The sequence below is a fragment of the Methylobacillus caricis genome, assembly GCF_020532705.1.
GTDB lineage: Bacteria > Pseudomonadota > Gammaproteobacteria > Burkholderiales > Methylophilaceae > Methylobacillus > Methylobacillus caricis.
On record NZ_JAJAVD010000004.1, the window covers coordinates 500299 to 525812 of the forward strand.

28 protein-coding genes are annotated in these 25514 nt (G+C 45.6%); 12 read left to right on the forward strand and 16 right to left on the reverse strand.

From position 1 onward, the window contains the following. Positions 1 to 74 precede the first annotated feature (74 nt). The 7 genes from LG200_RS12705 (at position 75) to LG200_RS12735 (ending at position 9528) form a co-directional block, all read left to right on the forward strand. Positions 75 to 2234: an adenosylcobalamin-dependent ribonucleoside-diphosphate reductase gene (locus LG200_RS12705; RefSeq protein WP_226757997.1), complete on the forward strand. Its 2160-nt coding sequence runs from the start codon at positions 75 to 77 to the stop codon at positions 2232 to 2234. A gap of 95 nt (positions 2235 to 2329) precedes the next feature. Continuing rightward, a complete protein-coding gene (locus LG200_RS12710) occupies positions 2330 to 3034 on the forward strand; it encodes a TSCPD domain-containing protein (protein ID WP_226757998.1) in 705 nt (234 codons plus the stop codon). A 476-nt stretch (positions 3035 to 3510) separates the two neighbouring features. Beyond that, positions 3511 to 4215: a TnsA endonuclease N-terminal domain-containing protein gene (locus LG200_RS12715; protein WP_226757999.1), complete on the forward strand. Its 705-nt coding sequence runs from the start codon at positions 3511 to 3513 to the stop codon at positions 4213 to 4215. After that, entirely contained in the window at positions 4197 to 6140 is a 1944-nt protein-coding gene (locus tag LG200_RS12720) for a Mu transposase C-terminal domain-containing protein (protein WP_226758000.1), read from the forward strand. Before LG200_RS12715 ends, LG200_RS12720 begins: the two co-directional genes overlap by 19 nt. Beyond that, complete coding sequence (locus LG200_RS12725) at positions 6130 to 7143, forward strand: TniB family NTP-binding protein (RefSeq protein WP_226758001.1); 1014 nt, start codon at positions 6130 to 6132, stop codon at positions 7141 to 7143. The genes LG200_RS12720 and LG200_RS12725 overlap by 11 nt, the downstream gene beginning before the upstream one ends. Further along, entirely contained in the window at positions 7140 to 8672 is a 1533-nt protein-coding gene (locus LG200_RS12730) for a TniQ family protein (RefSeq protein WP_226758002.1), read from the forward strand. Before LG200_RS12725 ends, LG200_RS12730 begins: the two co-directional genes overlap by 4 nt. A gap of 76 nt (positions 8673 to 8748) precedes the next feature. Next, positions 8749 to 9528, forward strand: coding sequence for a metallophosphoesterase (locus LG200_RS12735; protein WP_226758003.1), 780 nt, complete (start codon positions 8749 to 8751; stop codon positions 9526 to 9528). A gap of 119 nt (positions 9529 to 9647) precedes the next feature. Here the strand turns inward: LG200_RS12735 and LG200_RS12740 are convergent, their stop codons facing one another. Beyond that, complete coding sequence (locus LG200_RS12740; RefSeq protein WP_226758004.1) at positions 9648 to 9941, reverse strand: helix-turn-helix domain-containing protein; 294 nt, start codon at positions 9939 to 9941, stop codon at positions 9648 to 9650. 64 nt (positions 9942 to 10005) lie between these two features. Between LG200_RS12740 and LG200_RS12745 the strand changes: the two genes are divergently transcribed. The 3 genes from LG200_RS12745 to LG200_RS12755 are packed head-to-tail and all read left to right on the forward strand — an operon-like array spanning position 10006 to position 12300. After that, positions 10006 to 10383 (forward strand): DUF4031 domain-containing protein, encoded by a 378-nt coding sequence (locus tag LG200_RS12745; RefSeq protein ID WP_226758005.1) that lies wholly within the window; start codon positions 10006 to 10008, stop codon positions 10381 to 10383. Next, positions 10343 to 11623 (forward strand): nucleoside triphosphate pyrophosphohydrolase family protein, encoded by a 1281-nt coding sequence (locus LG200_RS12750; protein WP_226758006.1) that lies wholly within the window; start codon positions 10343 to 10345, stop codon positions 11621 to 11623. The genes LG200_RS12745 and LG200_RS12750 overlap by 41 nt, the downstream gene beginning before the upstream one ends. Then, entirely contained in the window at positions 11620 to 12300 is a 681-nt protein-coding gene (locus LG200_RS12755; RefSeq protein WP_226758007.1) for a uracil-DNA glycosylase, read from the forward strand. Before LG200_RS12750 ends, LG200_RS12755 begins: the two co-directional genes overlap by 4 nt. Here the strand turns inward: LG200_RS12755 and LG200_RS12760 are convergent. The 11 genes from LG200_RS12760 to LG200_RS12810 form a co-directional block, all read right to left on the reverse strand. After that, positions 12295 to 13113: a thymidylate synthase family protein gene (locus LG200_RS12760; protein ID WP_226758008.1), complete on the reverse strand. Its 819-nt coding sequence runs from the start codon at positions 13111 to 13113 to the stop codon at positions 12295 to 12297. The genes LG200_RS12755 and LG200_RS12760 overlap by 6 nt on opposite strands. A gap of 6 nt (positions 13114 to 13119) precedes the next feature. Further along, on the reverse strand, positions 13120 to 13752 hold the full coding sequence (locus LG200_RS12765; RefSeq protein ID WP_226758009.1) for a C1 family peptidase: 633 nt from the start codon (positions 13750 to 13752) through the stop codon (positions 13120 to 13122). Between the two features lie 3 nt (positions 13753 to 13755). Continuing rightward, positions 13756 to 14817: an ImmA/IrrE family metallo-endopeptidase gene (locus LG200_RS12770; protein ID WP_226758010.1), complete on the reverse strand. Its 1062-nt coding sequence runs from the start codon at positions 14815 to 14817 to the stop codon at positions 13756 to 13758. A 14-nt stretch (positions 14818 to 14831) separates the two neighbouring features. Next, positions 14832 to 15185, reverse strand: coding sequence for a helix-turn-helix domain-containing protein (locus LG200_RS12775; protein ID WP_226758011.1), 354 nt, complete (start codon positions 15183 to 15185; stop codon positions 14832 to 14834). After that, positions 15182 to 15451, reverse strand: coding sequence for a bifunctional DNA primase/polymerase (locus LG200_RS12780; protein WP_226758012.1), 270 nt, complete (start codon positions 15449 to 15451; stop codon positions 15182 to 15184). The genes LG200_RS12775 and LG200_RS12780 overlap by 4 nt, the downstream gene beginning before the upstream one ends. 168 nt (positions 15452 to 15619) lie before the next feature. Beyond that, entirely contained in the window at positions 15620 to 15886 is a 267-nt protein-coding gene (locus LG200_RS12785; protein ID WP_226758013.1) for a hypothetical protein, read from the reverse strand. A 215-nt stretch (positions 15887 to 16101) separates the two neighbouring features. Next, a complete protein-coding gene (locus LG200_RS12790) occupies positions 16102 to 16857 on the reverse strand; it encodes an exonuclease domain-containing protein (RefSeq protein WP_226758014.1) in 756 nt (251 codons plus the stop codon). Between the two features lie 63 nt (positions 16858 to 16920). Next, a complete protein-coding gene (locus LG200_RS12795) occupies positions 16921 to 17493 on the reverse strand; it encodes a 3'-5' exonuclease family protein (protein ID WP_226758015.1) in 573 nt (190 codons plus the stop codon). 28 nt (positions 17494 to 17521) lie between these two features. Next, positions 17522 to 17968 carry a hypothetical protein gene (locus LG200_RS12800; protein ID WP_226758016.1) on the reverse strand — a complete coding sequence of 149 codons (447 nt, stop codon included), beginning with the start codon at positions 17966 to 17968 and terminating at the stop codon, positions 17522 to 17524. Further along, positions 17961 to 18137, reverse strand: coding sequence for a hypothetical protein (locus LG200_RS12805; protein ID WP_226758017.1), 177 nt, complete (start codon positions 18135 to 18137; stop codon positions 17961 to 17963). Before LG200_RS12805 ends, LG200_RS12800 begins: the two co-directional genes overlap by 8 nt. Positions 18138 to 18681: 544 nt before the next feature. Further along, on the reverse strand, positions 18682 to 18996 hold the full coding sequence (locus tag LG200_RS12810) for an ArsR/SmtB family transcription factor (RefSeq protein WP_226758018.1): 315 nt from the start codon (positions 18994 to 18996) through the stop codon (positions 18682 to 18684). A 99-nt stretch (positions 18997 to 19095) separates the two neighbouring features. On the opposite strand from LG200_RS12810, the gene LG200_RS12815 reads away from it, so the two are divergent. After that, complete coding sequence (locus LG200_RS12815) at positions 19096 to 19848, forward strand: SDR family NAD(P)-dependent oxidoreductase (RefSeq protein ID WP_226758019.1); 753 nt, start codon at positions 19096 to 19098, stop codon at positions 19846 to 19848. Between the two features lie 179 nt (positions 19849 to 20027). Here LG200_RS12815 and LG200_RS14155 read toward each other — a convergent pair whose 3' ends face one another. The 4 genes from LG200_RS14155 to LG200_RS12830 form a co-directional block, all read right to left on the reverse strand. Next, the gene (locus tag LG200_RS14155) at positions 20028 to 21440 is read right to left on the reverse strand and encodes a TonB-dependent siderophore receptor (RefSeq protein ID WP_319004569.1); all 1413 of its coding nucleotides are present in this window, start codon (positions 21438 to 21440) and stop codon (positions 20028 to 20030) included. After that, complete coding sequence (locus LG200_RS14160; RefSeq protein ID WP_319004570.1) at positions 21434 to 22498, reverse strand: TonB-dependent siderophore receptor; 1065 nt, start codon at positions 22496 to 22498, stop codon at positions 21434 to 21436. Before LG200_RS14160 ends, LG200_RS14155 begins: the two co-directional genes overlap by 7 nt. A 202-nt stretch (positions 22499 to 22700) precedes the next feature. Beyond that, on the reverse strand, positions 22701 to 23717 hold the full coding sequence (locus LG200_RS12825; protein WP_226758020.1) for a FecR domain-containing protein: 1017 nt from the start codon (positions 23715 to 23717) through the stop codon (positions 22701 to 22703). After that, positions 23717 to 24214 carry a sigma-70 family RNA polymerase sigma factor gene (locus LG200_RS12830; protein ID WP_226758021.1) on the reverse strand — a complete coding sequence of 166 codons (498 nt, stop codon included), beginning with the start codon at positions 24212 to 24214 and terminating at the stop codon, positions 23717 to 23719. The genes LG200_RS12825 and LG200_RS12830 overlap by 1 nt, the downstream gene beginning before the upstream one ends. Before the next feature lie 563 nt (positions 24215 to 24777). On the opposite strand from LG200_RS12830, the gene LG200_RS12835 reads away from it, so the two are divergent. Then, positions 24778 to 25479: a PEP-CTERM sorting domain-containing protein gene (locus tag LG200_RS12835; RefSeq protein WP_226758022.1), complete on the forward strand. Its 702-nt coding sequence runs from the start codon at positions 24778 to 24780 to the stop codon at positions 25477 to 25479. The last annotated feature ends 35 nt before the right edge of the window (positions 25480 to 25514 follow it).

Sequence of the window (25514 nt, forward strand, 5' to 3'; positions counted from 1 at the left end):
CCATGCATAAGTGGCAGTACAGGCTGCATACTTAAAAAAAACGGCGATCTAGCCATCAACGGAGAGGAAGTCCCATGCTCAAGGCCGTGAAAACTGCTAACCCAGCCAATCAGGAGTCAGAAGTGCAAGAAGTGACAATGCAGTCAGTTTCTTTGGACATCTGGGACAAGAAGTACCGCCTGAAGACCAAGCAGGGCAATTTCATCGACCAGGACATGGATGATACCTACAAGCGCGTGGCACGTGCCCTGGCTGATGTTGAGGATACTGAAGAGAAACGCAGCCACTGGTTTGATCGGTTCCTCTGGGCACTGCGCCGTGGCGCCATTCCTGCGGGCCGCATTACATCCAATGCCGGCGCGCAGGAACATAAGCCTGCCACCAGCACCATCAATTGCACAGTATCCGGCATTGTGGAAGACAGCATGGACGGCATTCTGGAAAAAGTCCATGAAGCCGGCCTGACGCTCAAGGCCGGTTGCGGCATTGGTTATGAATTCTCCACGCTCCGCCCCAAAGGGGCATTTGTCGCAGGTGCCGGCGCCTATACCAGCGGCCCGCTATCCTTCATGGATATCTACGACAAGATGTGTTTCACCGTCTCGTCCGCCGGCGGCCGCCGTGGCGCGCAGATGGCAACATTCGACATTTCGCATCCCGATGTCACCGACTTCATCAAGGCCAAGCGTGAAGCTGGCCGTTTGCGCCAATTCAACCTTTCCTGCCTGATTACCAAGGAATTCATGGAGGCAGTGAAAGCGGATTCAGACTGGAAACTGGCGTTTCCCGTCACCGAAAAAGAAGCCAATATCGACCATCTCGACCTTCATGATGAGGAACAGGTGGTGTGGCGAGAATGGCCGGTCAAGGGCAAATACCTGACCCGTGAATCCGACGGCAAGGTGGCATGCCGCGTATACCGCACCATCCGTGCCCAGCGCTTGTGGGATGTCATCATGTCATCTACTTATGACTTTGCTGAGCCAGGCTTCATCCTGATTGACCGCGTCAATGAAATGAACAACAACTGGTACTGCGAGAACATCCGCGCCACCAACCCCTGCGGCGAACAGCCATTGCCACCTTATGGCGCCTGCCTGCTGGGCTCGGTCAACCTGACAAAGTTCGTACGCAAGCCGTTTACTGGCGATGCCTATTTTGACTGGGACGAATACCGTGAAGTGGTCGCAGTGTTCACCCGTATGCTGGATAACGTCGTGGAAATCAACGGACTGCCGCTACAACAGCAACGTGATGAAATTGCGCGCAAGCGTCGCCATGGCATGGGTTATCTCGGCCTGGGTTCCACCCTGACCATGCTCAAGATGAAGTATGGTGATAGTTCGTCCCTCGCTTTCACTGAGGAAGTGACCAAGATCATGGCTGAGGTGGGCTGGCAGGTTGGCATAGAGCTGGCGGAGGAAAAAGGCGCCGCACCCATCATGGAAGAAGAGTTTGAGATCACCGCAGACCTGCTGGCAAAACGCCCGGAAATGCTCAAGGATGGCATCAAGCTGGGTGATAAGCTCAAGGGCAAGGTGCTCATGGGCCTCTACAGCCGTTACATGCAGCAATTCCCGGAAAAGCTGCGCAAACAGATTGCCAAGACTGGCTCCCGCTTCAGCCACCACAGCTCGATTGCCCCCACCGGCACCATCTCGCTTTCCCTGGCTAACAACGCCAGCAACGGTATCGAGCCATCATTTGCCCATCATTATTCACGCAACGTGATCCGCGAAGGCAAGAAGTCCAAGGAAAAAGTCGACGTATTTTCCTACGAACTGCTGGCCTACCGTGAACTGGTGAATTCCAGCGCCATGCCATTCTCAGACAAGGCGGAAGAACAATTACCAGATTATTTCCTTGATTCATCCACCATCCAGGCCAAGGCCCATGTGGATATCCAGGCCGCCGCACAAAAGTGGATAGACAGCTCCATCTCCAAGACCATCAACGTCCCCACGGACTACGATTACGAGGATTTCAAGAACATCTATCTCTACGCTTACGACAAGGGCCTAAAAGGCTGCACCACCTTCCGCTTCAACCCGGAAGCCTTCCAGGGCGTATTGGTGACCGAGAAAGACCTGGAAAACACCACCTACAAATTCACGCTGGAAGATGGCACCGTGATTGAGGCCAAGGGTAATGACGAAATTGAGTATGACGGAGAAATTCACAGCGCTGCCAACCTCTACGATGCATTGAAGGAAGGTTACTACGGAAAGTTCTAGCACTGTCGTCACCGCTACCCCGGTAGACAAACGGATTAAGAGTCCGCCGCTCTACCGGAAACCAGATACAGCGTCTATTGCATTAGGAGACCACCATGGCAATCAAGATAGAGAAGAAAATCACCGGCTATAACGTCATCACCGAAGAGGACAAGGTCAAGGCGGCTGCCGAACAAAAAGCACATGAACAGAAACTGGCAGAAATCGTCCAGCTCGGCGAACCTCTTAGCCGTCCTGAAATGCTGGTAGGCAATACATACAAGATCAAGACCCCGGTTACCGAGCATGCGCTTTACATCACCATCAATGACGTGATCATGAACGAGGGCACGCCACAGGAACACCGCCGTCCGTTCGAAATATTCATCAACTCCAAGAACATGGAGCATTTCCAATGGATAGTCGCCCTGACTCGCGTCATGTCTGCCACCTTCCGCAAGGGTGGCGACATCACCTTTCTGGTTGAAGAACTCAAGAGCGTATTTGAACCAAGCGGCGGCTATTTCAAAAAAGGCGGCAAATATATCCCCAGTCTGGTCGCCGAAATCGGTGAAGTGCTGGAACAACACCTATACCAGATAGGCATGCTGAAAAAAACAGGGCCCGATGAGCACCAACAGAAACTCATCAACGAGAAACGCGCCGAATACTTGGAAAAGCATGCAGCATCAGGTGCTAAAACCAATGCCGAAGGCTTCCCGCCTGGCGCTCAGCTATGCAGCAAATGCAACACCAAGGCTGCGATCGTGATGGATGGATGCCTCACCTGCCTCAATTGCGGCGATAGCAAATGTGGTTAAGAAAAGCCCGCAAACGCGGCTTTTGTTTAATGTGCATAAAGGCATAAACCTAAATTCACTACCCATAAACATAAATATTTACTCTCAATAACTTAAATGCCCTCCCCCTCAATTGAGGGGTTTTTTATGAGAATGCGTATCTAATACCACATACGCGTTTATACCAATTAGCTATAAGACATTGACTTTTATTCGGAAATTAGGAATAATCATAGACCTGCCAAAACTAAGGACAATTTCTTCCACCTGGGTGGAGAATTCGATTAAAACAAATTAAATTAATGACTTAGATTTACCCGAACGGGTGGCATGAGTAGAAATGATGAACCCCGGAACAGTTAGCGCTGCCCGGGGTTCTGGTGGATTTAGTTACCCCAAACCCACCGATAGTCTGCTCTTTTAAACCCTGCATGTCAATTTTCACGACATGCAGGGCGACCACCCTTTTGCGCTAAAACCGTAAAAGGAGAATGCAAATGCAGTATCGCGACACCTATGATGTCAGCCTTGGCATCACAATAACCTTCCCACCTGCCGGCCAAATGGCTAGGCAATCTATCAACCGAAGTCAGTTACATCAACGATACAAAGGCATTTCTCACAAAGCCACTACGTTGAGGACTGTTAGGTGTGAGTCAAAAGCTGAGATCGAATTCCAACGCATGTTGGAATGCATGCCTGATGTCCTTGACTATCGCGAGCAACCAGCCACCATCAATTTTCTTCAAAATGGCGCGCAAAAAAGGCACTTCCCAGACTTTCTAGTGGACTGCGGTGATCACTATCCCACCTTTGTGGAAGTTAAGCCTCATCCAAGCAAAGTCAACCAAGAGATCATTGATCGCACACAGTTGCTTAGTGAAAATTTACCAAAACTTGGGTTTCGCTACAGGCTTGTAACGATGTCTGAGCTACCTACTCTTGTAGTTGAAAATTGCCACACTCTTCTCTTATACGCTCGTAGACCACGACTTAAATTCCTTACAGATTTACCAAACGATGGAAGTTTCAACTCCCCATCAACTTGGGGAAGTTATCTTGAAACACAAATACCTCTAGCAGCTCAGCTTATTTTGTCAGGACATTTACATATCAATATGAATGCTCCATTAGAAAGCGGAAGCATTGTGTCTCTTACACCTCCATCAGAAGGAAAATTATCATGGAAAAACTTCATTTAATACCTGGGAAAAAATTCAGCTTTAATGACGAGTTAGTGGTCATTGAGACTGTTACAAGTGACGGCATATCCGTATCTGATGAAAAAGGAAATTACACACTAATTTCTTATGATCAGCTACATGCAAATTTAATACAAAAAGAAGTTAAACCAAGCACATCACAAAGAGTTAATCCTTTTAAATTTGAAAGCAAAATCAGGAAATTACCAGTACTAAGTGAAGAAAAATGGGAAATTATAAACAAGAGGAAAAGATACATCAAAGCATGTGAAGGTCTTCCTCATGGTGAGCTGATGAGGCAAGCTATCGTTGATGCGCACAAAGCAATGAACGACCCGGGTAAAGAACCCTGCATTAGTGCGGTGCGGAATTGGAGAATTAAATATCAAGAATCAAACCATAACCCTGAATCTTTACTGCCTGACAACTCAAAAAAAGGTAAGTATGAAAGAATTGACCCATATGTGACAGATATTTGCTTAAGGAAAATTCACGAAAACTATCTGACGCTAGAGAAAACTTCAATGCAAAAAACAATGACAGCAATCTTTAAAGAAATCGAAGATGAAAATATAAATAGGCTGTCACATGAAAAATTGAAATACCCAAGCTTTGAATATTTACGCAGATTAATTAATGATATTCCAAAATATGAGCGTGATTTAGCACGCGATGGTGCTAATTATGTTAGGGCTAAGTATAGGCAGGTTATGAATCAACCAAAAACATATCCAAATGGAATGCATGTCGGTCAAATGGACCATACAATATTAGACGTCATGATTGTCGACGAAGAAGGTAGATTGCTTGGAAGACCAACACTGACAATCTTCATTCACGTTCCATCACGATGCATCTATGGCTACTATTTAGGCTTCAATCCTCCAAGCCTTAATATAGTAGCTAAGTGTTTTAAACACGCGGTTTCACCAAAGCCTGATCTTACTAACAAATATGTATCTATAAAAAACAAGTGGCTACCTTTTGGCCCATTTGACTTGCTAATGGTAGACAATGGATTGGAATTTCATGCCTCAGACTTTGAACGACTGTGCTCATATATGTATACAGAAATTCTTTATTGTGGCCGTGGTACACCATGGGAAAAGCCAAATAATGAAAGATTTTTTCGCACACTAAATACCCAGCTTATACACGTCCTTCCAGGTACAACTAAAAGCAACCCCAAAGAACGTAAAGATTACAAATCAGAAAAGTTAGCCAATATAACATTGGATATGCTTAAAGCCATAATGAATAAGTATATTGTTGACGTATATCATGAAAAACCTCATCAAGGGCTTAAAGGCGAGTCTCCACGCCAAGCCTGGCAACGATTAATTAATCCGAGTCAAATCCCGCTCATGACAGATATCGATGATATCGATCTCATATTTTCAAAATCAGATAGGTTAACCGTAGATCATCGAGGAGTTACTCTTGAAGATATCTGGTATTCAAATCGGAATTTACTGGAGCTAAGAAAACAATTTGGAGACGTTTTTGAAACAGAAATTCGATATGACGAGGATGATCTAAGCAAAATCTGGGTTTTTCTACCGAACGACAATGATAATTACATCGTTGTTGAAGCTAAAGATAAGGAATATACCAAGAACTTATCTCTTTATATGCATAAAACTATAAAAGATTATTGCAGAAAAAATGGTTTACCAAAAGACAATACGAGTTGGCGTATCGCATTAGCTGAAATTTATGACGTTATCCGGAATGAACCTAAAAAAATTGGAAAACGTGCTGCGAGATTCATTGAGCCTTCTTACTCAAACAAAGAACCTCAAGTAGAAGACGAGCAAATTACAATTGCTATTAGTGAATCCAACACCCTGCCTGCAGATGAATCTTCTCCAACCATTGCATTCACAACTAAAGTTGTTAAACGGCCAGGAGGATATGATGAATAATTTCTCGTTAGCTGACCAAGTAGAATCGATTGTAGTTGAACATTGTGCTTATAAAGCAGCCTTAAACAAATTGCATGATGTCTATGACAACTCCATACGTGGCTCCAGGCATAACTCTGTTGCTATCATAGGTGAGTCTGGCACAGGTAAGTCTACGCTCATATATTCCCTTTTAGCTGAAGCCCCAAGAAGAAAGCATAATGATGGTTGGTATATCCCCATCTTATATCTCGCACTACCTAATACTCCTAACCTAAAGAATACTTACGAGCAAATTCTAAGAGCATTAGGTGATCCGCTTTATTCAAAAGGCACACTGGGCGATAAGTTACAGAAAATACTGGTTCTACTAAAAGCATGTCAAACCAAAATAATCATCATTGATGAGTATCAACGTTTGATTGATAGGCAAACTAAGAAAAAAATTCTTGATATCAGTGAAATGGCTAAAGACTTTATGGATATGGATATCGGCATCATTGTATCCGGGCTCCCATCTTGTGAACCTGTCATTTTGGAAAGCAGCCAGTTCAAGCGCAGGATGTTGTCTAGCGTATACCTCAAAAGATTCAACATCAGCAAGACAAGAGACACGAATGAGTTCAAATCTATCTTGGACTCATACCAAAAAACATTAGAGCAATCCTTTAAGAATGTTCCAATGTTGTCATCTCCTCATTTCGTTAATGCCTTCTTCTGTGCCAGTGGTGGATTCATTGGCTATGTATCCAAAATCATTACCCAAACTGTCATTAATGCAATCAAGTCTAAAAAACGATCACTAGACTGGAAAGACTTTTCTGATGCCTGGAAATACAGTGTTCCTGATCACACTGTTTGGAATCATGCCGGAGATCCTTTTTCCCCCACCTTCGAACTCGCGCAAATACCTAACTATGTCAAATTAGCCCATGAGGTAGGTTGGGATGAAGTTAGAAACAATCCAAACTATACAAAGCAATCCAGGCGTAGAGTCACTCCTTCTCAGGTGTTCCAAAAATGAAAACTTTAGTTGTTACCCCCAGGCCTTTCCCTTACGAAAGCTTCCCAGGATATCTATTGCGGGTATCTGAATCCAATGGATACACAAGACCCTCTTTAATCTTGACGTACGCTGGCATCGATAATGATCATTTCACCACCAACCCCAGTGTTTACTCATCTTTGAGCCAAGCACTAGGTTTTAACCTTGCAGATTATTTTTCCTGTTCTACCCACAACAAGTACGCTTCTTTAACCCATGATATCGAAATTCCAGATGTCTATATGGGAAGTCATTCTCCACGCGTTTGTCCAATTTGCATCAAACAGAATGGGTATCACCATAATTTCTTTGATACCAAATATGCAATTGGATGCCCAGATCATGCTTTAGCTTTTAATCGGCAGTGCCCTACATGCGATAGAAAATTGAGATGGAACAGACCTGGGCTATTAAAGTGTAACTGTGGACAGACTCTTGAACACATCAACAGCGAATTATCTGAGGACCTCACTCAGATATTGCATTTGATCAAATGGAAGTTATACAAAGATGAACAATCTTTAAATGAAATCTCAGCTTCAAGCTATCCATTAGATCACTTGGAAAATCTGGATTTACTTTCTTTCTTGAGCATATTCAAGCGACTGGAGCTTCGCCCTCAGCTACATATTCAGAACTCAAGTTATAGCACGGCTAGAGAACGGTCACTTGAGGCTGCCCATGCAATGCTCAGCCACTGGCCAAATGGGTTTTGGGACTATCTTGAGAATCATGCGGCTGAACCGGAACCCTCTCTCAACATTACTACCCAATTTCGAACGTTTTATTTTGCCTTCTGCAAGGCAGGCCAAAAAAACAAACCTATTACGTTCCTACATACTAGCTTCATCGACTTTGGAAACCAGCGCTGGAAGAAATGTACTTTAGATAGGCGTTCTTTGCACCGGGCGAATTTGATTCCTAACATTATGGGTATCAACGCTCTGGCTGAGTATTTGAAGGTGACCAAGCCAACCGTTATGCAATACATGAAGGATGGTCTCATCTCAGGTAAGAAAATTAAGGCTGGCGCTAGCATTCGCTATATCTTTGATGTCAGCTCACTTCCCTTCTTGCCATCTGAAGGGGAGTCACTGGATCAAAGGCATGCTGCTGCCTGGTTGAAAATTTCGCCGAATCTACTTAAGGCACTCAAGTCAGAGCGTGTACTGATATTGGATAGGCTGGCAGTCGGTACTCATGGCTACAATCTGCTATCTTTAGAGGGCTTCCTGAAAAAAGTACTTGGCACCGTAGTGAAATCACGTCGAAACAACAATGGTGCCACAGTCACGCTTCAAGATATCTTGAAGAAGAAACACATCCAGCATACTGCGATCGCCAAACTCATTGGTCTAACCCTGAACGGAGAGATTATTCCCATTGATGGTACAAACCTGCCTAGCTTAACTTTCTTGATTGATGATCTTCAAAAACTGCAGCTGCAGCACAATTTGAATTTCCTAACAGGTAAGATTCATCTTGAAACTTCAAAATCTCTTTTTTAGATCAATGTACACAACATGCCTAGTAACTTTGATCTATACAAAAGCTCGAGTTTGCGCCTAGGCCAAATTTGCTCCCATGCGTTTACTCATACTCTCTGATTTACATCGCGAGCTTTGGTTGGATTCCGGCCCGCAGATTGGCACACATTCATCTGATGTTGATGTCGTTATTCTTGCAGGTGACATAGATTCTGGTGATAAGGCTGTGAAGTGGGCCCAAAAGACTTTTCAAAATACCCCAGTGATATACATCGCTGGCAATCATGAGTTCTATGGACATTGCATCCAGGACATAGAGGCCAAGATCTCAAGCGCTGCAAGTGCTACGTCGAATGTTCGGTTTCTCAATTGCAGTGAGATGCTCTTGGATGGCTATCGCTTCTTAGGTGCCACATTGTGGACCGACTATGAACTCTTTAGTGTAGATCTTAAGCAGAAGGCTATGTCCATGGCCAAAGATATTCTGGCTGACTACCGCTATATCAAGAGATCTTCTCTGACAAAAGAATTCATCACCCCTGAAGATACAATCGTGCTGCACCAACGGCATGTGCAGTGGCTTGAGGAGCGCTTGTTGCAGCCATTTGATGGAAAAACGATTGTGGTGACACACATGGGCCCCTCCATCAAATCCATCACCAAGACATACATCAATGATCCAGTGTCCGCTGGTTTCGCCTCTGATCTTGAATTCTTGGTCAAGCAAGCAGATCTATGGGTGCATGGCCATATTCACGAATCTGTCGACTACATGATTCAGGGATGTAGGGTACTGACAAATCCCTGTGGGTACCGGACAAGAGGTGGAGCACCTGAAAATTGGGAGTTTGATCCCAACTTGGTTGTGATTGTGTGATACACGATGAATTTAGTCTGACAGAGTCCTCCAATTGACTTCAATCCCACTCGCTTTTTGGGAGGGAGCCATTTGCTTGCTCTTCCACCGCGAATGAGGATCAACTTTTAGTTCGGCACCTACTTTGTATCAAAAGCCTCCAAAAGCGCCACCATGTGTGCTGCTGCCTCTGCATGTTGGGGCGAGCACAACAAAACTCTTGAGAATCTTTGGATCAAACTATCTGGCTCATCAAAACGAAGGGGCGCATTAATTTGCAAGAAATTGCAGTATTTTTGCAAATTCTTACTCACAAGTTTGAATTTCCCTGTTTCAAATTTTGATAGCTGACCGACATCAATCCTCAAGATCTTTTCAACTTCAACAAGCCTCAAACCCCTTAATTTACGGGCATTTCTAAGCCTTTCCGCCAATACACTAGCTTCCGATTTATTCTTGATTCTCTGACTTATCATAGCTATAATTATGCATAATATTTTGAAAATTACAATTATGACCATTTACGTTGATGACGAACTCATATCTTGGAAAGGTAAAGAATGGTGTCATATGGTCGCGGACACCTTGCCCGAATTACATCAATTTGCTGTTAAGCTAGGATTGAAAGCGTCTTGGTTTCAAAATGAATCAAAGTATCCGCATTATGATGTCACCGTTAATATGAGGGACAAAGCTTTGAGAATGGGTGCGAAACTAGGGGATAGAAGCACTATGATTTCTTGTGCAAAAGAACTAAAAACTCAGCTATACACTAACAATCACTCATGCCAAAATTCGTTCAGCCAACTTAATCTCTGGGGAGAAGACAGTCATCATGGTTGCACCAAGGAACGTAAAAACAATACAAGATCTTAAGCTAGCCGATTATCAAGCCAGGGCCTGCAAATCAAATCAATTCGAGGGAAAGACGGAAGCAAAAGATCAATTACGCTTCGGTTTTTTTGGAGAAATCGGCGGATTACTGTCTTTAATAAAGAAATCGACAAGGGATCTCCATGCCGCAGATCATAATGCAATTACAGAAGAACTTGGCGATGCACTCTGGTATTTAACTACTGTAGCCATTCAATATGACTTAACTCTTCAAGATGTGGGATTTGAGGCAATCACTGAGTTGCAGCAACGACTAAATGTCAATGCTCCGGCTGTTGCAGACGAATTAACCTTTGAAAAATTTGATGGATTAATGGCCTTCTCCAAAGAGGAGGCATCTACTGAGAAAATTACCGCTGCTCTCAAACAGTTAGGAATCCACTGCGGCTCTTTATTTAATGGTGAACAGCAGGATTTGGTTTACCAACCACCGCTAAAGATTCTGGCTGCGCTTTTAGCCGACATGGTGACTGTAAGTTCTCTCTTCACGCAAAATTTTTCTGAGGTTGCGAGATTCAACCTTAAGAAAATCGAATCCCGATGGCCTTCTGATCAGGCACAGTACACCCCTCTATTCGATGAAAAGTATCCAGCTTTAGAACAATTTCCTCGCCAGTTCGAGATGCGCTTCATTGAAAGGCACAACTCCTCTGGGAAGCCACATGTCATACAACAAATGCTAGGTATCAATATTGGGGACAGACTAACTGACAACCGGACGGAGCCAGATGGCTACCGCTTCCATGATGTTTTCCACCTTGCCTACCTCGTCCATTTGGGGTGGTCTCCTGTCATTAGAGCGCTTCTCAAGTTGAAAAGAAAGAGTGATCCTGACATTGATGAGAATGAGGATGGGGCCCGCGCCATCATCATAGAAGAAGGGATAGCTACTTGGATATTCAATCTTGCTGGTAGTAGAAATCATTTTGAAGATGTGAAGGTAGGTAGGTTAGACTACGGCCTCTTAAAGCAAGTCATGGACATGGTGGAAGGATACGAAGTGGCTGCTTGCCCGCTATGGCAATGGGAAAAAGCCATCCTTGAAGGTTTTAACATCTTCCGGCAAGTGGTACACAACAGTGGCGGGATCGTCCACTGTGATCTTGTTAACCGGACGATGAAATTTGAAACATTACCAGATGAGCAAATCGAGGCTCCTGTAAAAACGTATAGCACAGTACTCGTTAGCTCTGGCACACCTGCACACTTATTACCAAAATGAATGCAAAATTATTCGTTGAAGCACTATCAAAAATACATCTGCAAGAGGTATTCAATCCATATCGCGATCATTGTGGCATCCATGATTTGGTTGATGGCCCAAAAGTGCGCCGGAGAAATCTAACGAGCTATTTGGAAGCCGTAGAGAAACTTAAAACCGATACCATCTGGATGGGGCGCGATCTTGGTTATCGGGGTGGGCGAAGAACTGGGCTTGCTCTGACAGATGAGCAAAGACTGAGCCTCTTTGCTCAACTATACCCTGGGGCCCTGCCGCAAAAAGCAACTAAGGGGCCAGTTATAGCAGAAAGAACTGCTACTGAGATCTGGAACATTTTGACTAGATTGGCACAACCTCCACTCTTGTGGAATGTATTCCCTTTCCACCCTCACGAGCCTGGGAACCCATTAACAAATCGGCGGTTCACATCACGAGAACTGGCCATGGTATCTGAGCTCAACCATTCTCTCATCTCTTGGTTAGATATTAAACGCATCATTTGCATTGGTCAGGATGCCGCCGCATATGCCAAATCTTTAGGCCTGGAAGTTGATTGTGTCCGCCATCCTAGCTATGGAGGAATTGCAGACTTTCGCATGGGAATGAGAAAAGTTTATGGTCACGATCTGCAGGAGGGAATAGGAAGTCAACTTTCTTTACTTGCATGTCACTCATAAAGTTGCACTTAAGATGCTATAAGATTCAGCAACTCCACCCCAGCTGCCTATATCTAACTCAGCATTAGTAGAAATGCATGTAAGAGTACCAACTTTCAAGCCAGCCTCTTTAGCTACGTATGACATCAGCTGCCCCAACCCAATTAGGTTACCCAAGCCTCGTGCACAATAATGATGTGAACGATACATAACAGTAAGATTGAGATAATAAGATCCATTTCTCTCTTCACGCTTAAACGATAAATGAGATAAGCATGGACTCCCTAACCAGCGCCTCCCATCTTGGTCTGCATTATATGTTGGTATTTCTCCCCCTATATCCCTCACTCCATAAGCCAGGTCAATTTCAGGATCAGCAACACTAAGTTCGTAGGCATTAGGAAAGGACTTGCCTTTTGGTTGTTGTTCATGCGAGAGTTTTTGAATCAACATAGACAATGGATTTATCGTTCCTGATCCATCATGTTTAGATCTAACTGTCATTCGACTAAAGTAAGTACCCCAGGTACCTTCTTTTTTACCCCGATCTAGAGTTTTCTTATGTTCCTCAAACAATCCAGGATGACCAAATTTTCTATATAGGTCTAACGGAAAAATTGTACCTGCAACTGTTTTCAGAGTTAGTTTGCCTTTTGCCACCAACAGGTCATTAACTTGGTTATAAAGCTTGATCTCTGGCTCCAACATGCTTAAAGGATCCTCAATCTCAAGAATATAATTCGTGTCTTTTTTCCCTTGAGCAGTGTTGAGTGCTTTTGCAGCAGCTAACCATGTTGGTATTGTTCGCTGATAAGTGTTAAATAGTTTTGCCATAGTTATTTACAAAGAAAAGGTCCCGTAAAGATGAAGATCAAGATAAGATTTTGGCAACCAGGCATAACCTCCGACTCCCCAAGCGTCTCCCCAAGAGTTCCTAACTTTAAAATACAACTCCGTTGAATCTTTATGCTTCCCTAACCCAGTCACCACTAGCGCATGATACTCCCCAGGTAAAACATTACTTTCAAATTCAACTAAATTATCAACAGGGTAATAAAGGGATGTAGTAACGGCAACAGCGATGCCTACAATGTTACCTTTTTCGATAGTACTTATTACTTCATCCATTCCAAGATCAATATTATTGAACTTTACTTTATAAAATGGTTGCAAATTTGAAGGAGGAGGCGTTTTTGGAGCATACAGGTCATTAATATTATAAGGGTGTAAGGATTCATGAGGTTGCCCAAAAGTCTCAACTGCATGAGTTACAGTCGATACCATAAATCCCTCGCCATTCCAATTAGGTGTTAAATTCGCTGCATGATGAGCTAAATATTCAACACTAAGCTCTCCTGTGACGTTGGCATAAGAATTTATATCCGAAACTACAAACACCAAGCAAGTCGGACGACAACCCTGATTTCTTACAGCACCCAACGCTGCAGAATTATCAATACTAACCTCAATCATTACTTACCTCTTCAATGAAGCAAAGCGCTTCTCTTTTTCTTGTGTTGAGAGCCCAGCTTTCACTTGCTCAAACTCAGTGAAGAAATTTAACCGGTTAATATCGGACTCTGAAACCCACGAACGCTCTTCATTTAAAGATATCTCATTCCGAAAATTCAAAGACTCAGGATGCTCAAAGTCGTCATTATCATCTGCTTGCATTAGAGCATGCTCAAGTCTATATTTAAGTGTTGGGTTACCACCAATCATTAAATTACTTAATCCAATTTTTTCCTTATTTGATTTAGCTGGCTCTGTTATAGGATCCAAGCGAAAACCTTCAGAACGCAACTCATCTATAGTCCACAAATACCCAGAACTTGAATGATTCGGCAATTCGAAAATGAATTTATCGCCAACTACAGGTTGTAAGACTTGATTTTTATCATTATGGTCAAGAAGCCATACATCATTCAATCCCAAGGAATATTTAATCCCATCCAAAGTAGCTTCTTTAATTCTCTTTGGTTGAGTAGCTAATAATACTTTTCTAGTTTCAATACTTATTAAGTTCAAGTTAGATAAAGACCAAATCATCGCAGTAAAGCTAATTCCTAAACGCAATGATAATTGGTAGACAATGGCAGGGAGGGTAAGATGTGATAAAGTCCAGCCTCTTTGATTCATAACTGATGCCACCAACCATTTAGGTGCCAAGAGAGCATAAGCAAAATAGTTTGCCTCTTGCTCAACTATTTCTGCTTTTACTCCGTAATCAATCGTTTCATCAGCAGTACTTTCGTGATTGAGGAAAAAATGTCCCAACTCATGAGCACAAGTCATATGAATAAGACCTTTTGGTCTATCCACATTAACAATAATGCCAACAGCATTATCCTCCCGCAAAAACCCCCCCAATAACTTTTCTAAAGGTCGATACATGAGCGTAACATTTTCAGCAGCAGCAATTAAGGCTGGATCTATTCTAGTATAGCCATCCTCTTTAACACGGGCTTTCAGATTGTGATCCATGATAACTTCTGAAGCTTTTTTTGCTGCATTAAGAACTTGACCATGCTTTGCCATGCTTATCCTTATTATTATTTCCCAGGTGAATTTCTTAAGAATCTGGCAAATCGCTCCAGCTCCTTCAAATCATTTTCCGCCATTCCTTGAGTTGCTCGAGCTAGAAAAGCCACCCTATCATCTTCAAACTCCACTTCCCCATTAAGAAAATATTGAATGGTGCGTCCATAAAGCGTACTTAACTTATCTAGTTCGATTGCTTCAACTTTTCTTGACCCAGATTCAATATTAGAGATTGCCGGCCTAGTAACACCCAATACTCCAGCTACCTCTTCTTGAGATAAACCACAATATTCGCGTGACTCTTTGAGCCGCTGAGCAAGCAATCTTCGCTGTTCATCATTATCAACATACGAGTTGGTGTTCATTTTCCAGCCATCCACTCAACAACTTTGGTGGTCAGCTTGTCAATGAATTCTTCTTTCGTTCTATACCCACCTGGCTGAATAACGGTATTAGGCACTTTTTTATCCAGAAGTCTATCCAGCGTTGCAAGCACATCGACAGCTGTCATAGATTCAATACCATCGACCAGATCATCAACGCTAGTAATACCCCCCGGCCCTAAAGGGATTGCCCGCTCATCCCAGAAGTCTTCTAATTCACTTTTTATTCTAGTCTCAATATCTGACATGCAATTTCTCCCTAACCTATGTACGAAAATCATACACATTATGTATTATTTTTACAACCAATAATTTCACTTACGTTTCATTCTGTCATTTACCTATCACCTATTTTCGATAGATTGGAAAATCCAAGGCAATTAATCGTATACTTTTCCAACGTTTAAGGATTTTGCCTATGGCTCACTCTCCAGACTTTCTTGCATTTCACAAATCCATAACAACAGAGTTGTATGCAATCGAGAATAGGATACGAAACCTTGTCTTCCATTGGCCTTCAGACGGTGAATCGAAAGAAGCAGCATTAAGAAACGTTCTACGTCGCCATTTACCTTCATCAGTGGCGGGCGCAGGGCGGATATCAGGGGGCGGAAGATGCAGTAAGAAATGCTTTGATGCAAGAGTATTTCACCACGGCTCAAAAAGACTGGCGTGGCATCCATCTTATGACTATCCATAAATCCAAGGTAAAGAATTTCATGAAGTCATCATCTACGATGGCATGTTCAAATCTATTGCCAGGGCTCCTCAATATCCAAGGGCCTACAATCAGGATCTTTTAGCTTTGCGGGTGGGTGTTACTAGGGCAATGCGACACGCTACAATCGTTACGCCATTCGATAAGCCGTGTCCTTTCCCGTAAGTAACTGCTGTTTAATTAAGCGTAAGAACCCTCAAGCGCCTGCCTCAGTACTTTTGTCACCAGAGCCCGCCCTTGCGGTGTCGCCATAAGTTTAATTGGTGCAACCCCACCAAGAGTCGGAAGTGGTTCACTTAGCCAATTTCGGAGCCATTTCCCAGAGTCAAACCCATTTGCGATTGCCTCGGGATGCGAGTCCTTAACCGCTTGGTAAACCATATTAATTAAATGAGCGTCCTCAATCATCACCCATGGCAGCAACCGAGCAATGTTCTGAGCATCTGCTAGTGCTCTGTGGTGAGTCCCCTCCAGCTCGAGACCAGCTATCTGCAGAGCAGTGGTCATGCCAACCTGTTTAATACTCCGTGCTTTGGCAAATGAGCCTTTGAGATTGACATGAGGTAGATCTGCTAAAGGATTTTCGGTACCGTACCGAACGCACTCGCGTTCAATCTGTCGACGATCATAGGCGCCCCAGCTTCCCCAACATTCGCCGGTGTAACGCCGGGAAAATTCTAACAACTCCGCAGCGACTGCGGGCCAGTATGGTGCCGCATCAATACTGTCTTGCTCAATATGAGTGAGTGATCGGCAAAAGGATGTCAGCTTAGGTCGCTCCAGTGGCTTTACGAAGCGCTGAAAGGTTTCGATGGTTTCACCATTGGGCTTTGCCCATACTGCACCCACCTCGATGATTTCCATCTGCTCCGGCGGAATTGTGCCTTGATCACAGCATGTGGCCTCAAGATCAATAACAAGAATTGGGGTAGTCAAAAGCAAGTTTTCCTATTTATCTCATGTATATTAGATGGCAAGTAGTTCCATCTAGGACTGCTTTCACTCAGCACTTTCTGCCAACCACACTTCGCGATTCACCCTGGCATCATCCAGTGCATGATGCCTCCTGAAATGCTGCGTTGCATACATCTGTTCCACATGCCTGGAGTGCCTAGAAAGTGATGCTTCTTCCGTTGGAAGACATGATCTAGGTGTATGGGATAGGAGGTCGGGCCAAACATGCTCATGAAATAGCTCAACTACAAAATGCCAGTCAAATGAAGGGGCATCTGACCATAGCTCGGCATGCTTTCCGGCCTGCTCAAGCCATTGAGTTAATAAGTCTCTACATTGCGTTGCACTCACTCGCGCATAGATAGCGGTGAAGTCCAGTACCTCGGGTAATTCAGAAGCGTCCAGGAAAGGAAGCACACCCACTCGAACAAAATCACTGCATTGCTTAAGTGTGTAAGTGTCTGTCAGCTCAGCATAGAAGGTGCGCCTCCCGTCTTCTGTTATCAATCCAATACTGATGAGGGCTGGATCCTGAGCAATACCCAGCAGGTCAGTAAACTCTGTATCAAAAAACACCTTGGTTGATAGGGATTGATCACCACTACTATGCTTAGTCACTTTGCTTACTCCACCTGAGCCATACCATTTAGTAAAAGAAATAGGGGACGCCGAAGCCGCTCCCCAGCCCATCGCGATGAAGAATGGCGCAAACATTGATGAGCAACTGACTATCAGGCTCGCCTGTTACAAAATCCTCCACCCAGTACAAAGAACCAGATGCAGTAAAGACCATCCGTGTTTTTGGATCAAACCCTTCTATACGCGAAGTGTGCCAAGTGATGGTACGACCTCGCTCGTCCATAAAGCCCACAAGATATAAAGCCTCCTGCTGCAAGGCAGGAAAGATGCGTTTATAAATAAAGGCACCCCGCAACGCTCCTCTGTAAAAATCACCAGGTATTTGCTTTTGCATTTTTGCTAAATCCTGCTCAGTCGCATACTCAAGCTGCATTTGCTCACGGTTATTCCTAACTATGTCATCCAGAGTTTTTGGAATGATGTTTTGCAGTGACTCTACTTTGTCATTAAGCATTTCGGATCTCCTTGAAATCAGGCCAATCAGATGAACGAATGCACACTAGACGGACGTGTTTCAGCACCGGCGCTAGCGGCGCAATAACAACGTGGGTGTTGATATCAACGTCTTTGACTTGAACTTGAAATTGCTCTGGGCGAGCAATGGATGATTTGCTGATTACCATGACGACTCCTTATGGTCGCCATGACTGACGACCTAGTGTTGAATTAAGGAATTACGCACAGGAGGTATTCGTCGGCCGGTTGAGCCGATGCGTCTTAGGAACAAACTGAAGTGTTTGCGGAGAAATTGCATGGAAGAATTATGAACACAAATAAATACCACTGTCAAATCAATTATTTAACGTGAAATTATGTAATATCATATACGCAATTTCATTGTTACATGACCCGATTCTAGGTCCTGCTGATGAGATTACTACTTAGGTATTTATGCTCTTCAGAGTAAAAGATACAAATATTTAAACTCATGCATGGATTTTCATTTACTTTCTTCAAAGTAAAAATAATATATGTGATTGTTTTTATTTATTTTTCAATTTACGCTTTTGGATGTAAGCACATTTAATCTTGCATTGAGGCATAAGTTGAATTAAGTAGGTGCTCGTTTAAAAACTAACAAAAAGCCCATACTGATATATGGGCTTTCTTTTTGCATTGGGTTTTAGAACATCAAGGTGTCAGCAGGCCTGGCTCAGAAAAGACCTATTAATGGCCATAGAGGTCAAGGATCAATTCCAATAGTCCAGGAAACTTCTCATTGATTTCTTCGGCCCGGACGATATTGCGGTTTTCCACGCCTAGTTTTGCCGTCCGAATCAATCCAGCCTCTCTCAATACCCGGAAGTGATGCGACAAAGTGGATTTGGCCATGTTGGGGCAGGGAGCAGCTTCTGAACAGGACAAACAGCCTTCCACATTCATCAGGCTTCTCATGATTCTCAGGCGCATAGGGTCGGCAAGAGCCCCGAGCATGCCTTCCAAGGTGATGTCTTCTTTAGCGGGATGTACAAATTGAACCATGAAGGGATTCTAACATTTCAGTTGACTTGGTTCAATTGTTCAATAACAATGAACTATTGAACAATTCACGTCCAACCCTCAATTTATGGAGAGCAAAAAATGAGTAAACGATTAGAAAACAAGGTTGCAGTTGTGACAGGCGCATCAAAAGGCATCGGCGCCGGTATTGCGAAAGCATTGGCCGCCGAAGGTGCATCGGTGATCGTCAATTACGCTTCCAGCAAAGAGGGGGCGGATAAGGTGGTAGCGGAAATCATTAACCAGGGCGGAAAGGCTGTTGCGGTTCAAGGAGATGTTTCCAAGCAAGCTGATATCACCCATTTATTTGCACAAACTAAATCGATTTACGGTCAATTGGATATCTTGGTCAACAATGCCGGTGTGTTTGACTTTGCCCCGCTGGAACAGATCAATGAAGACCATTTCCATAAGCAGTTCAACTTGAATGTACTGGGCTTGCTGCTCTCTACCAAAGAAGCGTTGACTTTGTTCAATGAGACAGGCGCTAGTGTCATCAACATCAGCTCTGCCGTGACCACCCTGACGCCACCTAACTCTGCTGTATATACCGCCACCAAGGGTGCGGTGGATGCATTGACGGGCGTATTGGCAAAAGAACTTGGTGCGCGGAAAATCCGGGTAAATGCGATTAACCCCGGCTTGATTGCCACTGAAGGTGCCCATGCCGGTGGATTTACAGAAGGTGATATGAAGAATTGGGTTGAAACGACTGCTCCCTTAGGGCGTATTGGGCAAGTGGATGATATTGCGCCTACGGCCGTTTATTTGGCATCGGAAGATTCCAAATATGTTACTGGCGAAATAATCAATGTGGCAGGCGGTATCAGATAGATCTTACGCTAAATAATGGAGGAGGCTGAGCCAATGGATTTGCTTGAATAGAGGCTAAAGTAGTTAACCTTGCATTACCAATGCGAAACAAAAAGCCTGCAATTGCAGGCTTTTTTATGGATTAAATTTTCTTAGATGGAAGCTTTTTTAGATGCTCCTACTTATCTCACCATCCACCCTCAAAAAGCGTACTTAAAGGTCAGCATGGCATTTCTTGGCTCACCGTAATAGCCTGAATTGTAGAAACCAATATTGGTGTAATACTTTTTGTCGAAGACGTTATTCACGTTCAGGTTTGCCGATAATTGCTTGCTGATTTGGTACCTGGCCATCAAATCGACCACCCCATAAGCTGACTGTGAAAATTCCTCGGTACGGCCAAGCACCCGGTTGTTGATCATCTGCCAGCCCTTGCTTTGCCAACGTCCACCGCCCCCTATGGTCAACTGATCCAGCCTGCCCTTGAGCTTGTAGCTACTGAAGATCGTGAATTGGTCTTCCGGTTCCCAGGTTGAAACCTTGTCACCATGCTCATCCCTGATGATCTTGTGGGTGAACCCGGCTTGTACTTGCCAGCCCGGTGCCAGCTGTCCCGTGAGCTCAGCTTCAAAGCCCCTGGTCTTGGCATTAATCGCCTTGTAGGCATCAGTGATGGCCGGGTTGGTAGGGTTGCTGTTGTAGAGTCGGTCCGATTCCGGCCGGTTGTCCTGATGCACCTCGAAGTAGGCGAGGCTGGCGTTCAAGGCACCGTCAAAGAACTCTCCCTTGAGGCCTGCTTCATAGTTTTGGCCCTCATTCGGTTCAAGCAGTTTGTTGTTGCTGCTGCGGTAATAGGTTTGCGGCATGAAAATATCGGTATAGCTCGCGTAGAGCGAATAATTCTGGTTGAGCTTGTACACTGTGCCTATATAAGGCACGAGCCTGCCGCTCTCGCGTGACTCTTCATCGGGATTGGCCAGGTGATAGCTAGCCAGGCGAGTGCCCAGCAACAGCGACCAGTCATCAGACAAGTTGAATCTGGCAGTGACATAGCCGCCGGTTTGCTTGACGACTTCATCCCTGCGCGAGCTGACGGGGCCCCAATCAGGTTCCGTGATATTGCCATTCCACTGGGAAAAATCTGGAACCATATTATTGATATAGGTCAGGTCCCAGTAATCCTTGCCAGTCCAGTGCGAGCGGGAGACGGAGGCGCCCACCACCAGCTCGTGGGTGCGGCCAAACCATTCAAATGGGCCACTGGCATAGGCATCCAATGCATTGCTGGTAGTCTCGCCGGTGTACTTGTTGGCGTAGATGGATGCTGTGCCGTCGGCCCGTGGATAATTACCCTGGATGGAGCCCAGCGGCGCGTCATAGCCATTGGTCTGATGGTTGAATTGCAGCTTACCTACCCAACCGCCATCGAATTTGTGCTCCAGGGTAGAAAACACTGTGCGGCTATCCTGCTCCCAGCGACTCCACTTTGCGCCATTATTGAATGAGCGCGAAATGGAGTTGCGGCCTCCACTACTATTGAATAGCGGGAAGCTGCCCGACCATCCCGAACCTTTTGGGTCATTATTTTGGTAGTCAGCACCTACAGTCAGCAAGGTCTGCGGACCAAGGCGAACTCCAGGATGCCGTAGAACACACCGGTCTTGCGCTCGTAGTGATCCATGAAGGATTGTTTATCTTGGTAGACAATCACGGTTCTGCCGCGTACATTGCCACTCTCGGTCAAGGGGCCACTTACATCCAGTTGCGTGCGGTAGTTATCCCATGAGCCTGCACCCAGCGTGAACTCGCCGCGAAATTCAGAAGTAGGTTTTTTGCGTACCAGGTTGATGGTAGCCCCTATGGAACCAGCGCCAGTCAACAACCCGGTGGCGCCTTTCAATACCTCGACGCGATCATAGATCGCCATATCACTCAGGGTTTGGCCTGCCGAGTAGGCTGCATTGCGCAATGAGGGAATACCATCGTACTGGAAGTTCTCGACGGCAAAACCACGCGCCCAATAATTAGTACGCTCGCTGTCATAGTGCGAGACCGTGATGCCTGGGGTGTGCCGCATCACATCATCGATGGAGTTCAGATTAAAATCGTCGATGTGCTGCCTGGTTACAACGGTAATCGATTGCGGGGTTTCACTGGGCTTCAGCACCAGGCGGGTGGCAGTGGCGATGGTACCTGGCGTGTAGGAGCCGGTATCCTCGGTAATGGAGCCCAGCTGGTTGCTGACGACTTTGACTTCAGGCAATACCCCCACGTCCTTATTCGGCGACTGGCTGATTTTTTCCAGGGGTTTCAGGCTATAGCTACCATCCAGCTGCTTTACGGCTTGCAGGGTTGTCCCCAGCAAAAGGTGCGCCAGCCCTTCTTCCACCGTGTAATCCCCTTTCAACCCTGCACTACTGAGCTTGGCGGTGGTGGAGCTTGGGTATGAGAGCAGAATGCCTGCCTCCTTGCCAAACCTGGTGAGGGCTGTTTCTAACGGGCCAGCGGGAATGTCAAAGGCCTTGCGGCTGACCGCTGCCTGCTGGGTTTCGGCGGCCAGAACCTGGCTAAAAATCATGCCGCTGCTGAAAGCAGCCACGGTAAACAGGCTGGCGACAGCCACTGACACAGCCTTTAGCTTGGCTGAGTTTTGAGACGAGTGTGTATACATGCAGATTCCTGAGCAATGAATGATGGTTTCATCATCCATGTCTCTTGAGAATAGAAATCAGCCCACTTTATTTGCAATATTTTCTCTAGCTGGAATAATTTTTTTAATAAACTGTTGAAACAGTCACTTAGCAGGTGATAAACCTTGCTGGTTGAAACATGCTTCTATATTGGATTGGCCACGAAACAGGCCAGGTTAGCCCTCAAGCAGGCAGAAGATTCACCCAGTAGCGTGTGATGTACTGCAACTTCAAGGGCAGGATACTGGCAAGATTCTTCAGGATCAGTTCAGTATCGGCAAGGGGAAAAGAACCAGAAATCCTCAGGTCAGCCAGTGCCGGGTCGCAGCGCACGATGCCGCTGCGATGACGCCCCAGCTCCCGCAAGAAATCTTCCAGCCGCATCTGGCTGACCACCAGCATGCCATCCACCCAGGCCGCGCTGCGCTCGTTCCAGGGCAGGCGCTCACCCAGGCCATGCGCATTGAACACAACCAGCTCGCCGGGCATGACGATGATCTCCTGCTGTGGCAATCCTGCCGCGCTCAAAGCGACTTTGCCCTCCAAGACTGCCAGCTGGCTGAAATCCTCATCCAGCCTGACATTGAAGCGCGTACCCAGTGGCTGCATCACCCCGTGTTGCGTAGCAACCTGCATGGGGCGCTGTTGCGCATCCTTGGCAGTTGCCACCATGATTTCACCCCTGAGCAAGTCAATTCTCCTGTGCTGGGCCGTATAGTGAATATTCACCGCACTATTGGAATTCAGGATCAATTGCGTGCCATCCGCCAGGCGCAATGTTTTGTATTCGCCTGTGCTGGTGTGCTCATCCGCCTGCCAGTCAGTCCAGCTATCGCTTTGCGTCAGCACCCAGCCACTACCAGTGGCAAAGATGAGCATGGACAACAACTTGATGGAGCGACGACGGCCCGCAGATTGAGGTGCGTTCAGGGCTGCCTGCGCCATCGCACTGCCCAGCGCAGTTGAAGCACCGCTGAGGCTGGCATTCACTTCAGAGATTCGTTGCCAGGCACGCAGGTGATCAGGATGCTGGTTCAACCAGTCTGCTAGCTGCAGATGCAGCATGGCATCGTCAGAGCCCTTGATTTCCACCATCCATTCCACGGCTTTTTTTGCCACGCGCGCGGGGATGGATTTGGGGTCTATCGTGAGGCCTGCCCTGGCGTCCGGCTTGAAGTCGTTTATAGTATCGTGACTCATCAGAGGCTATCCGGGCTAATGGCGAAATAGCACTGGATGCCCGCACGCACCAGGTAGCGCTTGACCGTGGTGATCGACACTCCGAGTAGCTCAGCGATCTGCGCATGGCCGAGGCCATCCAGCTGTGAATAGAGAAAGGCCCGTTTGACGGCTTGGGGAAGACCGTCGAGCAATTGATCTATGGCCAGCAGGGTTTCGATCAGGATGGCGCGCTCTTCGGGAGAAGGGGCTGTGGCCTCAGGAATTTGCAATAGTGTCAGTTCATAAGCACGCTCAATCTTTTCCCGGCGCCAGTAATTACTTAACACCCGTTGTGCGACAGTCACCAAAAAAGCCCTGGGCTCCTGCATTACCACCAGCTCCTGCTTGACCATCAGGCGCAGGAATGTGTCATGGGAAAGATCGGCCGCCAAATGCGTACAACCCAGCTTTTTTCTCAGCCACGCATGCAACCAGCCGTGGTGAGCTCCATAAAGATCGGCCAGTTGGTTCTCCAAGGGATGCTTCCCTGTCGTTTGCAATTCGTATCCCTCAAGACTTTTTATAAACAATAACGATTATCATTGTATTCTTTGTCATGAGGAAACTCAATTTTAAGTGTCTGCCAAATCAAGCTTTGAATTCCTCTTGATATCCAATGCACAGCCACTTAACTCCAGCCGATACCTGAAAATCATAAAAACCAACTAATACAATAGGTTGAGGAATTTTCAAATTATGCCTACATTGTTTTCGCAAGATATTGATTGGCGCAAACCTGCAGAGATTCCACATTCCCAGGCTAACTCAAGAAATTTGATTCCCAACTTTCTTGCATGTGCTGACCTCTCTGCTTGGCAAAGGCCGTAATTTTCGATGGATAAGAGTTAAAAAAAAGCCTGCTTTCGGACTATGTTTGGTGAATTTTCTTTCACACCATCGACACATCCCAAGAGTACTTTGGTTGCGTTAGATAACTGTGCTAACAACAGCGGCACAGTCAATAAATTTGCTCAATCCCGATGTACGGCACATGCCCATCGTATGAGAATCAGCCAATGACTTAATAGGGGAAATAAAGATGACTAAAGCAGCACTGAAGATGAAAGTAATTGCCAGCCTTGTGCTGGTGTTCGCCGGTAACGCATTCGCAGACACCTATACCAATGTGCCGAGTGGTGCTAACGCCAATTTGCCGTTTGCCTATTTTGGCAACGCGGCAAATCCGAGCGGCGACTCGCCCAAGGTCGGCGAAGTGTTTTCCCTGACTTCGGAAGCCACGCTATCATCCTTCAGCTTCTATGCGATCGGCAACATTTCGTCGTCCTTGCAATTGAATGTAGCACAGTGGAACCCTGATACGAACGCCTTGAATCAGGCAACTAATTTTGTTGGGCCTATCCTGCTGACCACAACCGGTGCTGCTGACTTGACCTATAACTCAACTGGAGGCTACACCACCATTAGTTTCGACAACCTGGGTCTGAACCTGAATTCCGATATCAAGTACATTGCATACTTGACCAGCAATGACCCGACCGTGACCGGCATTCAACTGTCGCGCACCCAGACTGCTGCGGACACCTCCGGTTTCGGTGTTGGCAGTGCTTATCTCAGTAACATCCCAGACAATGGATGGCAGCTTCCATTCAACGGTTTCCTCAGCCTGCAATATACAGCCATCACGGCTGCGGTGCCGGAACCAGAATCATACGCTATGCTGCTTGTTGGTCTAGGACTGATAGGTGCCACGGTCAAACGCCGCAAGGCCATTCAATCTTAATGGCTTGATACACGAAATGACGGGAGCTCATGCTC

Bases quoted from the DNA above. Each gene is read 5' to 3' on its own strand.
- LG200_RS12705 (WP_226757997.1), top strand. From the start codon at position 75: ATGCTCAAGGCCGTGAAAACTGCTAACCCAGCCAATCAGGAGTCAGAA.
- LG200_RS12710 (WP_226757998.1), top strand. From the start codon at position 2,330: ATGGCAATCAAGATAGAGAAGAAAATCACCGGCTATAACGTCATCACC.
- LG200_RS12715 (WP_226757999.1), top strand. From the start codon at position 3,511: ATGCAGTATCGCGACACCTATGATGTCAGCCTTGGCATCACAATAACC.
- LG200_RS12720 (WP_226758000.1), top strand. From the start codon at position 4,197: ATGGAAAAACTTCATTTAATACCTGGGAAAAAATTCAGCTTTAATGAC.
- LG200_RS12725 (WP_226758001.1), top strand. From the start codon at position 6,130: ATGATGAATAATTTCTCGTTAGCTGACCAAGTAGAATCGATTGTAGTT.
- LG200_RS12730 (WP_226758002.1), top strand. From the start codon at position 7,140: ATGAAAACTTTAGTTGTTACCCCCAGGCCTTTCCCTTACGAAAGCTTC.
- LG200_RS12735 (WP_226758003.1), top strand. From the start codon at position 8,749: ATGCGTTTACTCATACTCTCTGATTTACATCGCGAGCTTTGGTTGGAT.
- LG200_RS12750 (WP_226758006.1), top strand. From the start codon at position 10,343: ATGGTTGCACCAAGGAACGTAAAAACAATACAAGATCTTAAGCTAGCC.
- LG200_RS12755 (WP_226758007.1), top strand. From the start codon at position 11,620: ATGAATGCAAAATTATTCGTTGAAGCACTATCAAAAATACATCTGCAA.
- LG200_RS12760 (WP_226758008.1), bottom strand. From the start codon at position 13,113: ATGGCAAAACTATTTAACACTTATCAGCGAACAATACCAACATGGTTA.
- LG200_RS12765 (WP_226758009.1), bottom strand. From the start codon at position 13,752: ATGATTGAGGTTAGTATTGATAATTCTGCAGCGTTGGGTGCTGTAAGA.
- LG200_RS12770 (WP_226758010.1), bottom strand. From the start codon at position 14,817: ATGGCAAAGCATGGTCAAGTTCTTAATGCAGCAAAAAAAGCTTCAGAA.
- LG200_RS12775 (WP_226758011.1), bottom strand. From the start codon at position 15,185: ATGAACACCAACTCGTATGTTGATAATGATGAACAGCGAAGATTGCTT.
- LG200_RS12780 (WP_226758012.1), bottom strand. From the start codon at position 15,451: ATGTCAGATATTGAGACTAGAATAAAAAGTGAATTAGAAGACTTCTGG.
- LG200_RS12785 (WP_226758013.1), bottom strand. From the start codon at position 15,886: ATGGATGCCACGCCAGTCTTTTTGAGCCGTGGTGAAATACTCTTGCAT.
- LG200_RS12800 (WP_226758016.1), bottom strand. From the start codon at position 17,968: ATGCTTAATGACAAAGTAGAGTCACTGCAAAACATCATTCCAAAAACT.
- LG200_RS12805 (WP_226758017.1), bottom strand. From the start codon at position 18,137: ATGGTAATCAGCAAATCATCCATTGCTCGCCCAGAGCAATTTCAAGTT.
- LG200_RS12810 (WP_226758018.1), bottom strand. From the start codon at position 18,996: ATGGTTCAATTTGTACATCCCGCTAAAGAAGACATCACCTTGGAAGGC.
- LG200_RS12815 (WP_226758019.1), top strand. From the start codon at position 19,096: ATGAGTAAACGATTAGAAAACAAGGTTGCAGTTGTGACAGGCGCATCA.
- LG200_RS14160 (WP_319004570.1), bottom strand. From the start codon at position 22,498: ATGTATACACACTCGTCTCAAAACTCAGCCAAGCTAAAGGCTGTGTCA.
- LG200_RS12825 (WP_226758020.1), bottom strand. From the start codon at position 23,717: ATGAGTCACGATACTATAAACGACTTCAAGCCGGACGCCAGGGCAGGC.
- LG200_RS12835 (WP_226758022.1), top strand. From the start codon at position 24,778: ATGACTAAAGCAGCACTGAAGATGAAAGTAATTGCCAGCCTTGTGCTG.